Consider the following 13,336-nt stretch of genomic DNA (forward strand, 5'->3'; position numbering starts at 1 on the left):
GACGGCCCACTTCACCCCCCTTCCCGAGAGGACCCCCGCATGACCATCGCACCATCCCGCCCGCTCGCCCAGAAGGCCGCCGGCCGCCTCGTCTGGGCCAGGGAGAAGGCCCGTCGGGTGCGTGAGCAGCGCCTCGGGCTCCTCGCCCGCCTGGCCGCGCTCGAGGCCGAGGTGCAGGAGAGCCGTCACCTCAACCGCCGGATCGCCGAGCTCGCCGACGTGGTCGGCGAGCTCCTGGTGCCGTTGCACGCCCGCGACGAGGAGCGGGTCGCCGAGGTGCTGGAGGCCTACCGCCGCAGCATCTGAGCGGCGCCGCTCCGGTCACTGCTCCGGGTCACTTCTCCTAGGTCACTTCTCCCAGGTCACTTCTCCCAGGGAGCGGCGACCGGGAAGTAGCGCTCCATCGCCTCGGTGAGCATGTCCGTCACCGCGTCCTGGTCGAACGCCGAGTGGTGGTTGTCGGCGATGCAGAAGAAGTCGAGGTCGCGACGCCGCAGGGACCGCAGCTGCCCCTGCACGTTCTGGTGGCCCAGGTCGATGTAGGCGTGCTCGGCGGTCGCGGGGAACGCCGTCCCGGTGATCAGTCCGTAGTGCTGGGCGAACGACGACAGCAGTGACAGGTCCGTCTCCGAGCGGAAGGGGGCGTACGTCGTCGCCCTCGTCTCGGCGGGGAACCGCGCCTCGATCTCGTCGAGCACCGAGCGCCGCATCGGCTGGGGGCTGTGGGCCATCGTGTGGGTCAGCGCCACCCCGAAGGTGTCGACCAGCAGCCGCTGGTTGTTCCAGGCGGCGTGCAGGTAGGCCAGGTCGCCGGAACCCGGCAGGCCGACCGGTCGCAGCGCCTCGAAGGCGGCGAAGGCTCCGGCGGGTGAGAAGAAGAGCTCGGGACGCAGCGGACGACCCAGCACCACGTCGTCGTTGACGTAGACGAAGTGCTCGGCGAGGCCGGGCACGTGGTGCAGCCGCGACTCGATGGCGTGCGACGAGAACGTGGGCAGGGCGTCGGCCGGGAAGATGTCGCGGTGGTCGACCATGACGATCTTCTCGTGGCTGGTGTCGAGCCAGCTCGGCGTCTGGCCGGCGGTCACCAGGTGGATACGGCGCACCCAGGGGGCGAAGAGGTGCAGGCTCCGCATCGACCAGCGCAGCTCGTCGCGGCTGCGGTAGCGCGCCGCGCCGCTCGACGACTCGGTGGTCGCCGCGCCGGTGCGTCCGGTGAGCCGCTCCTCGCGCGCCGCCTGCCAAGCCGGGTCGTCGCCGTCGACCCACGTGTAGACGACGTCGACCTCCATGGTGGCGTCGTGCACCGTGGGCAGCAGGGTCAGCGCGATGGCACGCACGGGCACCCCCCACACCTCGGCGTCGACCGTCTCGGTCCCGGCCGGGATGACGGGGCCGTAACGGAACGGGCCGGGCGCGATCAGCGCCCCGGAGGCGTCCGGCTGCCAGAACTCGATGCGTACGCCCTGACCGGCGAGCAGGCCGTGGTGACCGCCGCGTCCGGGCCAGGGCTCCAGGTGCACGGCCCCCGTGCCGGTGCGGGCCAGCACCTCGGCCATCGCCTCGACGGTGCCGCGGCGCTCGGGCCACTCGTTCTGCTCGGGCTCGAGCAGGCTCAACCAGGCCGGGGGAGCGGAGGCGACGAGCGCGGCGAGGAAGTCGGCGCGACGTTCGGCGGGGACCACCACCACTGCGGTCGGGTCCGAGCCGTGCGGGGGGACCACGCACCACGTCGCGTCACCTGCCGCGGCCCGGACCGCGCGGACCGCGTGCTCCAGGGCCGTACGTCGGGCCTCGACGGGGGTCACGCCGGCGGCCGAGTCGCCGACGGCCAGCTTGCCGAGCGGGCCGACCGTACGTCCGTGCAGCACCTTGCGCGGGGCCAACGGGTCGCGGCGTCGCCGCACCGCGCGGTGGAAGACCTCGACCCACTCCTCGGCCAGGGCGTCGGCCGACCACTGCTGGGCGGCCAGGCGGGCGGCGGCGCCCATCCCGCGGCGCAGGTCGTCGTCGGTGGCGAGGCGGCGCATCGCCGCGGCCAGCCCCTCGCGCGACTCCGGCGGCACCAGGAAGCCGTCGACGCCGTGGGTGACGATCTCGCGGGGCCCGGCGGGCACGTCGTAGCTGACCACGGGCACGCCGGCAGCCATCGCCTCCTGGAGCACGAGGCCGAACCCCTCGGCGCGGGAGGTCAGCAGGGCGACGCTGGAGCGGGCCCACTCGCCGGGCATGTCGTCGGTCGATCCCGGGAGCTCGACGGAGTCGGCGAGCCCACGGCGTCGCGCGCTGCCCTCGAGGAACTCACGCCGGGGACCCTCGCCCCAGATCCGCAGGCGCCATCCCGGGAGGTCGTCGGCGACCAGCGCGAAGGCGTCGATCATCTGCTCGAAGCGCTTCTCGACCGAGAGGCGGCCGGCGGCGACGAAGACCTTCTCCGTCAGGCTGGCGCGCGGCGGAGCCTCGGGCGGCAGCGGGTTGGGCATCACCACCATGTCGGGGGCGGCGCCGCGCAGCTGGGCGGCGAGCCAGTCGTTCATCGATCCGGTCAGCGAGGCGACGACGTCGGCGCGGGGCGCGAAGGTCAGCAGCGCGTCCAGGTCGTACACCCGGGTCGAGGAGGCCCGGTGCTCCTGGTGCACCACCGCGATGTCGGGGCTCGCCAGCTGGACCACGGCGGCGAGCAGCTCGGGGATGGTGGTGACCACCACGTCGGCGTCGAGGCGGGGCAGGTACTCCTGCAGGACCGCGTCGGTGAGGGCGTTGTAGGTGGCGTCCCACCGGCGGGGGATGAGCGTGGCCTCGCGCCCGGCCAGGGTGAGGGCGTCCTCGGCCGAGGCGACGCCGCGACGCAGGGGCCGTGGGGCGTCGGGGTCCTGCGTGTCGAGCAGGTGGGTGACCTCGATGCGCTCGTCGAGGGCGAAGTGCGGCGTCGGGGCCGTGCGGAGCACCGACAGCACGCTCACCTGGTGGCCCTCGGGCAGGGCGGCCAGCGCGTTGGCCTGGGTGATGACGGAGCGCTCCGTGCCGGCGCCGCCGTCGATGGTGTGGACGACGAAGCAGATCCTGAGCCGCTTCGGCCCGCGGTCACGCAGCTGGCCGGCGACGCTGCGCAGCCGCCCGGAGAGTGAGCTCACCCGGTCACAGTCCTGTGGCGCCGGAGGTGACCTCGTACTCGATGAGGTGGAGCACCGGGACGCCCAGCTTGCGGCGGGCGCGCGAGGTCCAGTCGACGTGGAAGAACTCCGAGACCAGGTGCGGGCTGGTGAGCACGATGGCCTCGCGGGCGTCGACCTGCTTGGTCACCGAGCCCAGGGCGTCGACGGGGTCGGTGTCGAGCACCATGCCGCGAGCGGTGGCACCAGCCGCCCGCAGCGCCGCCAGGCTGCGGTTGAGCTCGTCGGCGGCCGCCTCCTCGCTCTCCTCGCGCAGCTGCTCGAGGTCGAGGTCGTTGACGACGGCCGGGGCGGCCAGCATCTCGCCGGCGCCCAGCGAGCCGAGGGCGGCCTCGACGCGGGCCGAGGCGTCCTCGAGCGGGATGAGCACGTGGTAGACGACCTCGTCGGCGATCTGGTCGTGGAGTCCGAAGATCTTGGTGGCGTCGGCAGCACTGACCTCGTGCTCGGCCAGGATCACCACGTCGTAGGTGCCGATGCCGTCGTCGATCGGGTCGTTGCTGTTCTGCTCGGTCATGACGGGGCTCCCTCAGTCGTCGGTGCCAAGAATCCTAGCGAGGTCGTATCGCACCGGTTCGTCCAGTTGGTCATAACCGCACGACGTCGGGTCGCGGTCCGGGCGCCAGCGCTGGAACTGGGCGGTGTGACGGAAGCGGCGACCCTCCATGTGGTCGTACTTGACCTCGAGGACGCGTTCGGGCCGCAGGGGGGTGAAGGCAAGGTCCTTGCCCGCGCTCCACCGGCTCTGGGTGCCGGGGACGCGGTCGGGGTTGGCGATCGCCCACTGCCCCCACGGGTGCTCGGACATGTCGCAGACCAGGTCGGCCAGCTCGTCCATGAGCTCGGCACGGCGGGCGGCGGTGAAGCTCGCCGCGACGCCCACGTGGTGGAGCTGCAGCTCACCGTCGACCTCGGCGTACAGGCCCAGCAGCATGCTGCCGAGCAGGGGCCTCTCGGGGGTGGAGGTCTTGTGCTCGCGGTAGCCGGCGAGCACCACGTCGGCGGTGCGGACGTGCTTGACCTTCACCATCGTGCGCTTGTTGGGCGCGTACGGGGCGTCGAGCGGCTTGGCCACGACGCCGTCGAGCCCCGCGCCCTCGAACTGCGTGAACCACGCGGTCGCCTCGCCGACGTCGGCAGTGGTGCGGGTGAGGTGGCAGTGCCCGCCGAGCATCGACCCGTCGCCGCCGAGGTGGCCCAACGCCTCCTCGAGGGCGGCGCGGCGCTCGACGAAGGGGCGCTCGAGGTAGGAGTCGTCGCCCAGGGCGAGGAGGTCGAAGGCGACGAACCCGGCCGGTGTGGTCTCCGACAGCATCGTGACCCGCGACTTCGCCGGGTGGATGCGCTCCGACAGGGCGTCGAAGTCGAGCCGCTGGGTGCCGTCGTCGCCCGGCAGGGCCACGAAGAGCTCGCCGTCGAGGACCACCCGCTCGGGAAGGTCGCGCAGCACCGCCTCGACGACCTCGGGAAAGTAGCGCGTCAACGGCTTGGTGTTGCGGCTGGTCAGCTCGACCTCGTCGCCGTCGCGGAAGACGAGGCAGCGGAAGCCGTCCCACTTCGGCTCGAAGCTCATGCCGCCGGCCGAGGGCACCTGGGGGGCCGAGGTGGCGAGCATCGGGAGCAGCGGCGGCATCACGGGAAGGTCCACGTCTGCGAATCTAGCGCCGAATCGGCGGGGGTAGGGTGGACCACTTCGTGGCGTGTCAGCGGTGCCCCCCCGCTCTGCCGCGTTCCGCCTGCACCGCCGTCCCTGAGGTCCCACGTGCCCCACCCCGTACCGTCCGTTCCTTCGCACACCGATCCCCGCGAGCCCGGCCCGAGTGGCTCAGGACGGCCGGTGACGCTCGTGCTGGTCTCCGGCTCGGGACGCAGCGGTACGAGCTCGCTCTCGGGCAGTCTGGCGCGGCTCGGGATGCATGTGCCGGAGCCGCAGGTGCCGCCGTCGCCCACCAACCCGCGGGGGTTCTACGAGCCGCAGTGGGTCCTCAGCTTCCACAAGGGCCACCTGCGCGAGGCGATGGTCTTCAACATCGACAGCCGCCCCGAGGCGCCCGGGATCGTGGCCGACCTCGTCGCCAGCGGTGAGCCGCACGCACAGCTGCGGGAGTGGCTGGCCACCCAGCTCGACCACCCGATGATCGTCGTCAAGGACCCGCACGCGTTCTGGTTCGCCGAGGTGTGGCGCGACGTCTGCGCCGAGCTGGGCGTGACCCTCAAGTGGTTGACGGCCCTGCGCCACCCCGCCGAGGTCGTCGGGTCGCGCGACATCGCCTACCGCCAGGGCACGCCCGACGACGTCCGGCACGCCAAGGAGATCTCCAACGTCGCCGGATGGGTCCACGCGACGCTGCTGACCGAGAAGGCCGGTCGGGCTGCGGCGGCACGCGACGGCCGCTCGTTCATCCGCTACCACGACCTGCTCGACGACTGGCGCTCCGCGTTGCGCACCGTCGAGCAGCAGCTGCGCCTCACGCTCGAGGCCGACCTGACCAGCGCCGAGGCGCACCCCGTCGACGACTTCATCACCCCGTCGATGCGCAAGTCGCAGCTGACCTGGGCCGACCTCTCCACCCCCGAGTGGTTGCGTGACATGGCCCAGGAGGTCTGGGAGCTGCTCGATCGTCTGGTCGACGAGCCTGCCGACGAGGCGACGCTGGCGCGGCTCGACGAGATCCACGTCGACTACGACGCGCGATACGCGGAGGCCGCGGCGGTGACCTTCGACCTCACCGAGGCCGCGCGGCGGGCGCGGGGACGCGCCGTACGCACGGAGATGCGCGAGCGCCTCGCCGCGGTCCGCGCCGACCTGCGTCCAGCGCGTGCCGAGTTGCGCCAGGCTCGCGCCGACCTGCGCCAGGCGCGCACCGAGCTGCTGTACGCCCGTGGCCGCGAGGGCAGTCCGCTGGCCCTTCCCGGGTGGATCGGACGCAAGGTGCGCTCGCTGCTCCACTAGAGTGCTGCGCGGTGGGCTCGCCCCACCGTTCCCCGGTTGGTCTGCCGGCAGGGCCCGCCTGACTTTGAATCAGGACAAGCGACGTAGGTTCGACTCCTACCCGGGGAGCCGAGGTGTCGACGGTCCCTTCGTCATCGGAGGATCGCAGTCATCAGGCGACCGAGAACCTCCGATGTCGCAGCAGCGCCGTCTCAGGCGCTGAGCCGCTCCCCGCTCGCCGTGTCGAAGACCGAGACCTGGCCCGGGGTCGGCACGAGCCGCACCGTCTCCCCCTTCGCGAGCTTCATCCGTCCGGGGATGCGGGCCACGACCTGGTGCAGCACGGTCTCCGCGCCGGCCGCTGCCGGTGTCGCGTAGAGGTAGGCGTCGGCCCCGAGCTCCTCGCTCACCGTCACGGTCACGGGGTAGCCGACCTCGCCGTCGGTGGCCAGGCGCCAGTCCTCGGGGCGTACGCCGATGGTCACCTCGCCCTCGGCGCGAGCGATCGCCTCGCGCTCCACCGCGAACTCGAAGCCGTCGACCTCGACGCCGCCAAGGGTGGGCCGGCCCTCCAGCAGGTTCATCGCGGGTGAGCCGATGAAACCGGCGACGAAGAGGTTCGCCGGCCGGTCGTAGAGCGCGAGTGGGGTGTCGACCTGCTGGAGCACGCCGTCCTTCATCACCGCGACCCGGTCGCCCATGGTCATGGCCTCGACCTGGTCGTGGGTCACGTAGACGGTCGTGGTGCCGAGACGCTGCTGCAACGCGGCGATCTGGGTGCGGGTGGCCACCCGCAGCTTGGCGTCGAGGTTGGAGAGTGGCTCGTCCATGCAGAAGACGCGGGGCTGGCGCACGATGGCGCGCCCCATCGCGACGCGCTGGCGCTGCCCGCCGGAGAGTGAGCGGGGCTTGCGGTCGAGGTGCTCGGTGAGGTCGAGCATCGCCGCGGCCTCGGCCACGCGCAGTCGCCGCTCCGCCTTGGGGACGCCCGCCAGCTTGAGTGCGAACGCCATGTTGTCGCCGACGGTCATGTGCGGATAGAGCGCATAGCTCTGGAAGACCATGGCGATGTCGCGGTCCTTGGGGGGCACGTCGTTGACGACCACCCCGTCGATGCGCACCTCGCCGGAGGTGACCTCCTCGAGCCCGGCGAGCATCCGCAACGAGGTCGACTTGCCGCACCCGGAGGGACCGACGAGCACCATGAACTCGCCGTCGCCGACGTCGAGGCTGAAGTCGTCGACGGCGGCTCGCTCGCTGCCGGGATAGACCCGCTCCGCGTGGTCGAAGGTCACTGTTGCCATGGGCTGTCGCCTCGGTTCTGGTAGCGCTTCCATGCGCACGGGGGCGCTGTGACGGCTGTGGGACTTCGCATACTCGCAGGCCGCACCCGCGATTGGCAAGGAGTCCTTGACACATATTGTGATGCCTGTCACGGTGATGGGGTAGAAATGGTGGAAGCGCTCCCACACCGTTCACCCCTCCGGGTCCACGACGAGTGCCTCCGCGTCAGTGGCCCGTCCGGGCCCGAGCCCAGGGAGAGAACGTGCGTACGAGAAGAACCCGCGGTGCGCTGCTGCGCCCCGTCGCCATCGTCACCACCACGGCGCTGCTGGCCCTCGTGGCCGGCTGCGCCTCGGACGACTCGTCCGACGACGGGACGGTGAAGCTGACCATCGGCACCTTCAACGAGTTCGGCTACGAGGAGCTCATCAAGGAGTGGAACGCCGACAACCCCGACATCCAGGTCACCCAGAAGAAGGTCGGCACCTGGGACGACGCCAAGGAGAACCTCTTCACCAAGCTCGCCAGCAACTCCGGCCTCAGCGACATCGAGGCCATCGAGGGCGACGCGATGCCGGCGATCCTGACTGAGTCCGACGCCTTCGTCGACCTCAGCGACCCCGAGCTCGACGGTCGCTGGCTCGAGTGGAAGGCCGAGGCCGCCACCAACTCCGACGGCCAGATGATCGGCTATCCGACCGACGCCGGGCCCGAGGGCATGTGCTACCGCGCCGACCTCCTCAAGAAGGCCGGCCTGCCGACCGACCGCGCCGCGGTGGCCAAGCGCTGGAACACCTGGGAGGACTACTTCGCCGACGGCAAGAAGTTCGTGGCCGCCGTCGACGGCACCGCCTGGTACGACTCCAGCCAGGGCACGTCGCAGGCGATGCTCAACCAGGTCGAGAACCCCTTCGAGACCGACGACAACACCATCGACGTGGAGAACCCCGAGCTGCGCCAGGTCTGGGAGGCGGTCACCGGCAACGTCGACCTCTCCACCCGGCTCTCGCAGTGGGGCGACGACTGGGTCGCCTCCTTCCAGAACGACGGCTTCGCCACGATGGCCTGCCCGGGCTGGATGCTGGGCGTCATCGAGGGCAACGCCGAGGGCGTCAAGGGATGGGACTTCGCCGACGTCTTCCCGGGCGGTGGCGGCAACTGGGGCGGCTCGTTCCTGACCGTCCCGGCCCAGAGCGACCACCCCGAGGAGGCGAAGGAGTTCGCCGCGTGGATCACCGCGCCCGAGCAGCAGGCCCGCGCCTTCGAGGCGATCGGCGCCTTCCCGAGCCAGGTCGACGCGCTGGACGCCCCCGAGGTGCTGCAGGCGTCCAACACGTTCTTCAACGACGCGCCGATCGGGGAGATCCTCTCCAACCGCGCCGAGGCGGTCACCGTGCAGCCCTACAAGGGCCCGAAGTACTCCGACATCCTCCAGGCCTTCCAGGCGGCGGTGACCAGGGTCGACGACGGCTCCTCCACCCCGGAGCAGTCGTGGAAGACCTTCGTCGCCGACGTCGAGCGACTGGGCTGAGCCAGCGCCGATGACCGTGCAGCAGCCGACGACCACCCACCGGGGTGCGGGCGCGACGGGGGAGAACCCCGTACGCCCCGCCCCGGCGGGTGGGCGGCCGCGACGTACGTGGCGCCAGCGCCTCTCGCTGTGGGACGCGAAGTACTCCGGCTACCTCTACGTCTCGCCCTTCTTCGTCGTCTTCGCCATGGTCGGGCTCTTCCCGCTGGCCTACACCGCCTACGTCTCCCTCTTCGAGTGGAGCCTGATCGGCGGCAAGGGCGAGTTCGTCGGCCTGGGCAACTACCGCGAGGTCCTCGACAACCCCTACTTCGCGAAGTCGCTGGTCAACACGTTCAGCATCTTCCTGCTCTCGTCGATCCCCCAGGTCCTCATCGCGCTGGCGCTGGCCGGGCTGCTCAACACCTCGTTGCGCGGGCGCACCTTCTGGCGGATGAGCATCCTGGTGCCGTTCGTGGTCTCGCCGGTCGCGGTGGCGATCATCTTCGGCAACCTCTTCGGCGACCGCTACGGGATGGTCAACGAGATGCTGGGCCTCGTCGGGATCGACCCGATCAGCTGGCACGTCGACCGCTTCGCCAGCCACGTCGCGATCGCCAGCATGGTCAACTGGCGCTGGACCGGCTACAACGCGCTGATCCTGCTGGCCGCGATGCAGGCCGTGCCCAAGGAGCTCTACGAGTCGGCCGCCCTCGACGGCGCCGGCCGGGTCCGGCAGTTCCTCTCGGTGACCGTGCCCATGATCAAGCCGACCGTCGTCTTCGTCGTGGTGACCTCCACGATCGGTGGCCTGCAGATCTTCGCGGAGCCGCGCCTCTTCGACGAGACGATGGGCCGCAACGGTGGCAGCGACCGCCAGTTCAGCACGATGACGATGCTGGTCTACGACTTCGGCTGGCGGTTGCGTGACCTGGGCTCGGCGTCGGCGACGGCGTGGATGCTCTTCCTGGTGATCGTCGCCGTCGCGGTGCTCAACTTCGTCCTCACCCGTCGTCTGGCCGGACCTGGAGGCTCACGATGAACCGCCGCCCGGGCTTCCTGACCTACGGCCTGCTGGCCGCCTTCGTGCTGGGCTCGACCTTCCCGCTCTACTGGTCGTTCCTGTCGGGGTCGCGTACGCAGGCCGAGATGTCCGGCAGCAACCCGCCGTTGCTGCCCGGGGGGCACTTCCTCGACAACGCCTCCAGGGTCCTCGACACCGTGCCCTTCTGGAAGGCGATGGGCAACAGCCTGCTCGTGTCGTCGGTGACGGCGACCTCGGTGGTCTTCTTCTGCACCCTGACCGGCTTCGCGTTCGCGAAGTTCAGCTTCCGGGGCCGCACCCCGTTGCTCGTCTTCGTCATCGCCACGATGGCGGTGCCCACCCAGCTCGGGGTGGTGCCGCTCTTCATCCTGATGGCCCAGCTCGGCTGGGCCGGCACGACCTGGTCGGTGATGGTGCCCTGGCTGGTGACGGCCTTCGGGGTCTTCTTCATGCGGCAGTACCTCGTCGACGCGGTGCCCGACGAGCTGGTCGAGGCCTCCCGCATGGACGGCTGCTCGACCTTCCGCACCTTCCTCAGCGTGGGACTGCCGGCGGCACGCCCGGCGGCGGCGATCCTGTGGCTCTTCACCTTCATGCAGGTGTGGACCGACTTCTTCTGGCCGCTGATCGCGCTCAACTCCGACAACCCGACGATCCAGATCGCCCTCAACCAGCTGCAGAGCGGGTACTTCAAGGACTACAGCCTCGTGCTCGCCGGCACGACGCTGGCCAGCATCCCGCTCCTCGTCCTGTTCGCCTTCACCGGACGCCAGTTCGTGTCCGGCATCATGCAAGGAGCGGTCAAGGGATGACCTCCACCCAACGCGCCACCCAGCACCTCACCCCGTCCTCCACCCAGCCCCGGAACCTGCGTGACAGGGCCCGGCCCCGAGAGCTCCCCGACGGGTTCTGGCTCGGGTCGGCCACCGCGTCGTACCAGATCGAGGGCGCCGTGGACGCCGACGGACGGACACCGTCGATCTGGGACAGGTTCTGCCGGGTGCCGGGCGCGATCGCGCACGGTGACACCGGCGACGTGGCCTGCGACCACTACCGGCGCGTGCCCACCGACGTGGCCCTCATGCACGAGCTGGGCCTGGACTCCTACCGCTTCTCCGTGGCCTGGCCCCGGGTGCGTCCCGACGGGGGAGCGGTCAACCAGGCCGGCCTCGACTTCTACCGCCGGCTCGTCGACGAGCTCCTCGACCACGGGATCCATCCCTGGGTCACGCTCTACCACTGGGACCTGCCCCAGGCGCTGGAGGACGCGGGCGGATGGCTGAACCGCGACACCGCCCACCGCTTCGTCGACTACGCGCTCGCGACCTACGACGCCATCGGCGACCGGGTGCCGGTGTGGACGACGCTCAACGAGCCGTGGTGCTCGGCGTTCCTGGGATACACCTCCGGCGAGCACGCGCCCGGTCGGCAGGAGGGCGCCGCCGGCCTCGTCGCCGCCCACCACCTGATGCTCGCCCACGGCCAGGCCACCGAGGCGTTGCGGGCCACCGGTACGAGCTCGCAGCTGGGCGTCACCCTCAACTTCACCGTCGCCGACCCAGCCGACCCCGACTCGGCCGCCGACGTCGACGCCGCCCGACGCATCGACGGACTGCACAACCGCCTCTTCCTCGAGCCGCTGCTGCGCGGGGCCTACCCGAGCGACGTGCTGGCCGACACCGAGGCGCTCACGTTCGGGGGGCGGGGGTGGCAGGAGGTCATCCGCGAGGGCGACCTGGTGGCGATCCACCAGGAGGTCGACGTGCTGGGCGTGAACTACTACCAGGGCGAAGCCGTGACCGGGACCCCCACCGGCGACGGCGGCGGTCCACACCCCGGCCCCGGTGGGCGCCCGGTGTTCAGCGCCTTCCCGGGGTGCGAGTCGATCTCGACGGTCGACCGGGGGCTGCCCACCACCGACATGGGCTGGACCGTGCAGCCCGAGGGCCTGACCCGGCTGCTCGTCCGCCTGCAGCAGTACGGCCTCCCGCTCCACGTCACGGAGAACGGCGCGGCGTACGACGACGACGTGGTCGAGGGCCGGGTGCACGACCGCGAACGCACCGCCTACCTAGAGGCCCACCTCGGGGCGGTGCTCGACGCCGTCGACGCGGGAGCGGACGTACGCGGCTTCTTCTACTGGTCGCTCCTCGACAACTTCGAGTGGGCGCACGGCTACCGACGCCGCTTCGGGATGGTGCACGTCGACTACGCGACGCAGGTGCGTACGCCCAAGGACAGCGCGCTGCGCTACGCCGAGATCGCTCGCTCCCGGAAGCTGTGATGAGCCGGGTGATGAGCAGGGCCGGTCGGCGCGTGCCCGGTGTCGTAACGTGAGCCGCGTGAGGAGCGCCCCCGAGTCCGCCGACACCCGGGGTGCGGTCACGTTGGACCAGGTGGCGAGTGCGGCGGGGGTCTCCCGGGCCACGGCGTCGAGGGCGATCAACGGCGGCAACCGGGTCAGTCCCGCGGCGCGGACCGCGGTCGAGACGGCCGTACGCGACCTCGGCTACCGCCCCAACCTCGCGGCCCGCACCCTGGTCACCCGACGCACCGACTCGATCGCCGTCGTCGTGCCGGAGCCCGACGAGCGCGTCTTCGCCGACCCCTTCTTCGCCCGGACCCTGAGCCCGGTCAACAGGGTGCTCGCCGAGCGCGACCTGCAGCTGGTGCTGCTGCTCGCTCGACCGGGCCAGGACGACGACCGTCTGCTGCGCTACCTGGGCCGCAGCCACGTCGACGGCGTGCTGGTGGTCTCGCACCACCGTTCCGACGGACTCTCCGACCGGCTCGCCGCCCTGCACATCCACGCCGCCTTCGTGGGCCGTCCGTGGACCTGCGCCGACAAGCTCTCGTTCGTCGACACCGACAACGTCGAGGGGGGCAGGCTGGCCGCCCAGGCGCTGCTCGAGCGGGGCTGCACCCGGATCGGCACCGTGGCGGGACCCGCCGACATGACCGCGAGCCTCGACCGTCTCGCCGGGTGGCGGGAGGCGACGGCCGCGGCGGGCCTGGAGCTGGACGCCGTCGCCCAGGGCGACTTCACCGAGGAAGGGGGAGCGCGGGCGACCGCTGCCCTCCTGGAGAGCCACCCCGACCTGGACGGCCTCTTCGTGGCCTCCGACCTGATGGCCGCCGGAGCGCTGAAGGTGCTCGCGCAGTCCGGGCGCCGGGTGCCCGAGGACGTGGCCGTGGTCGGCTACGACGACCTCGGGGTCGCCGAGCGGACGTCGCCGCCGCTGACCACCGTCTCCAACCCGATCGGCGAGCTGGCGACCCGGGCCACCCGGATGCTGCTGGAGTCGGTGTCGGGCGGGGAGCCGGCCACCCCCATGCGGTTGATCGTCACCCCCACGCTGGTGCATCGCCAGAGCGCCTGACGGGTCCAGGCC

At 71.4% G+C, this 13,336-nt stretch carries 11 protein-coding genes and 1 tRNA gene; 8 read left to right on the top strand and 4 right to left on the bottom strand.

From position 1 onward, the window contains the following. Positions 1 to 39: 39 nt before the first annotated feature. A complete protein-coding gene (locus FCL41_RS03020) occupies positions 40 to 306 on the top strand; it encodes a DUF6752 domain-containing protein (RefSeq protein WP_137067432.1) in 267 nt (88 codons plus the stop codon). 56 nt (positions 307 to 362) lie between these two features. Here FCL41_RS03020 and FCL41_RS03025 read toward each other — a convergent pair whose 3' ends face one another. Genes FCL41_RS03025 through FCL41_RS03035 form a run of 3 tightly spaced genes read right to left on the bottom strand, consistent with a single transcriptional unit; the run spans position 363 to position 4,821 of the window. Beyond that, a complete protein-coding gene (locus FCL41_RS03025) occupies positions 363 to 3,134 on the bottom strand; it encodes a stealth conserved region 3 domain-containing protein (protein ID WP_137067431.1) in 2,772 nt (923 codons plus the stop codon). 4 nt (positions 3,135 to 3,138) lie between these two features. After that, positions 3,139 to 3,690 carry a hypothetical protein gene (locus tag FCL41_RS03030; RefSeq protein WP_137067430.1) on the bottom strand — a complete coding sequence of 184 codons (552 nt, stop codon included), beginning with the start codon at positions 3,688 to 3,690 and terminating at the stop codon, positions 3,139 to 3,141. 12 nt (positions 3,691 to 3,702) lie between these two features. Then, positions 3,703 to 4,821 carry an ATP-dependent DNA ligase gene (locus FCL41_RS03035; protein ID WP_137067429.1) on the bottom strand — a complete coding sequence of 373 codons (1,119 nt, stop codon included), beginning with the start codon at positions 4,819 to 4,821 and terminating at the stop codon, positions 3,703 to 3,705. A 189-nt stretch (positions 4,822 to 5,010) separates the two neighbouring features. Between FCL41_RS03035 and FCL41_RS03040 the strand changes: the two genes are divergently transcribed. Further along, complete coding sequence (locus tag FCL41_RS03040) at positions 5,011 to 6,126, top strand: sulfotransferase family protein (protein WP_137067428.1); 1,116 nt, start codon at positions 5,011 to 5,013, stop codon at positions 6,124 to 6,126. A gap of 29 nt (positions 6,127 to 6,155) precedes the next feature. Further along, positions 6,156 to 6,234 (top strand) — tRNA-Gln (locus FCL41_RS03045). A gap of 83 nt (positions 6,235 to 6,317) precedes the next feature. On the opposite strand, the gene FCL41_RS03050 is transcribed toward FCL41_RS03045, so the two are convergent. Further along, positions 6,318 to 7,409, bottom strand: coding sequence for an ABC transporter ATP-binding protein (locus tag FCL41_RS03050; RefSeq protein ID WP_137067427.1), 1,092 nt, complete (start codon positions 7,407 to 7,409; stop codon positions 6,318 to 6,320). A gap of 242 nt (positions 7,410 to 7,651) precedes the next feature. Here FCL41_RS03050 and FCL41_RS03055 point away from each other — a divergent pair, with 242 nt between their 5' ends. From FCL41_RS03055 to FCL41_RS03075, 5 genes are read left to right on the top strand one after another with little or no spacing between them, the layout of a single operon-like run. Then, a complete protein-coding gene (locus FCL41_RS03055; RefSeq protein ID WP_239021746.1) occupies positions 7,652 to 8,920 on the top strand; it encodes an ABC transporter substrate-binding protein in 1,269 nt (422 codons plus the stop codon). A 10-nt stretch (positions 8,921 to 8,930) separates the two neighbouring features. Next, positions 8,931 to 9,941 (top strand): carbohydrate ABC transporter permease, encoded by a 1,011-nt coding sequence (locus tag FCL41_RS03060; RefSeq protein WP_137067426.1) that lies wholly within the window; start codon positions 8,931 to 8,933, stop codon positions 9,939 to 9,941. Next, a complete protein-coding gene (locus FCL41_RS03065) occupies positions 9,938 to 10,756 on the top strand; it encodes a carbohydrate ABC transporter permease (RefSeq protein ID WP_137067425.1) in 819 nt (272 codons plus the stop codon). The genes FCL41_RS03060 and FCL41_RS03065 overlap by 4 nt, the downstream gene beginning before the upstream one ends. Further along, a complete protein-coding gene (locus FCL41_RS03070) occupies positions 10,753 to 12,228 on the top strand; it encodes a glycoside hydrolase family 1 protein (protein WP_137067424.1) in 1,476 nt (491 codons plus the stop codon). The genes FCL41_RS03065 and FCL41_RS03070 overlap by 4 nt, the downstream gene beginning before the upstream one ends. Before the next feature lie 58 nt (positions 12,229 to 12,286). After that, positions 12,287 to 13,324, top strand: coding sequence for a LacI family DNA-binding transcriptional regulator (locus tag FCL41_RS03075; RefSeq protein WP_212723224.1), 1,038 nt, complete (start codon positions 12,287 to 12,289; stop codon positions 13,322 to 13,324). Positions 13,325 to 13,336: the final 12 nt, after the last annotated feature.

The organism is Nocardioides jishulii, assembly GCF_006007965.1.
GTDB classification, from domain to species: Bacteria; Actinomycetota; Actinomycetes; order Propionibacteriales; family Nocardioidaceae; genus Nocardioides; species Nocardioides jishulii.

Coding starts and splice junctions, on each gene's coding strand:
- FCL41_RS03020 (WP_137067432.1), top strand. CDS start 40: ATGACCATCGCACCATCCCGCCCGCTCGCCCAGAAGGCCGCCGGCCGC.
- FCL41_RS03060 (WP_137067426.1), top strand. CDS start 8,931: ATGACCGTGCAGCAGCCGACGACCACCCACCGGGGTGCGGGCGCGACG.
- FCL41_RS03050 (WP_137067427.1), bottom strand. CDS start 7,409: ATGGCAACAGTGACCTTCGACCACGCGGAGCGGGTCTATCCCGGCAGC.
- FCL41_RS03070 (WP_137067424.1), top strand. CDS start 10,753: ATGACCTCCACCCAACGCGCCACCCAGCACCTCACCCCGTCCTCCACC.
- FCL41_RS03065 (WP_137067425.1), top strand. CDS start 9,938: ATGAACCGCCGCCCGGGCTTCCTGACCTACGGCCTGCTGGCCGCCTTC.
- FCL41_RS03030 (WP_137067430.1), bottom strand. CDS start 3,690: ATGACCGAGCAGAACAGCAACGACCCGATCGACGACGGCATCGGCACC.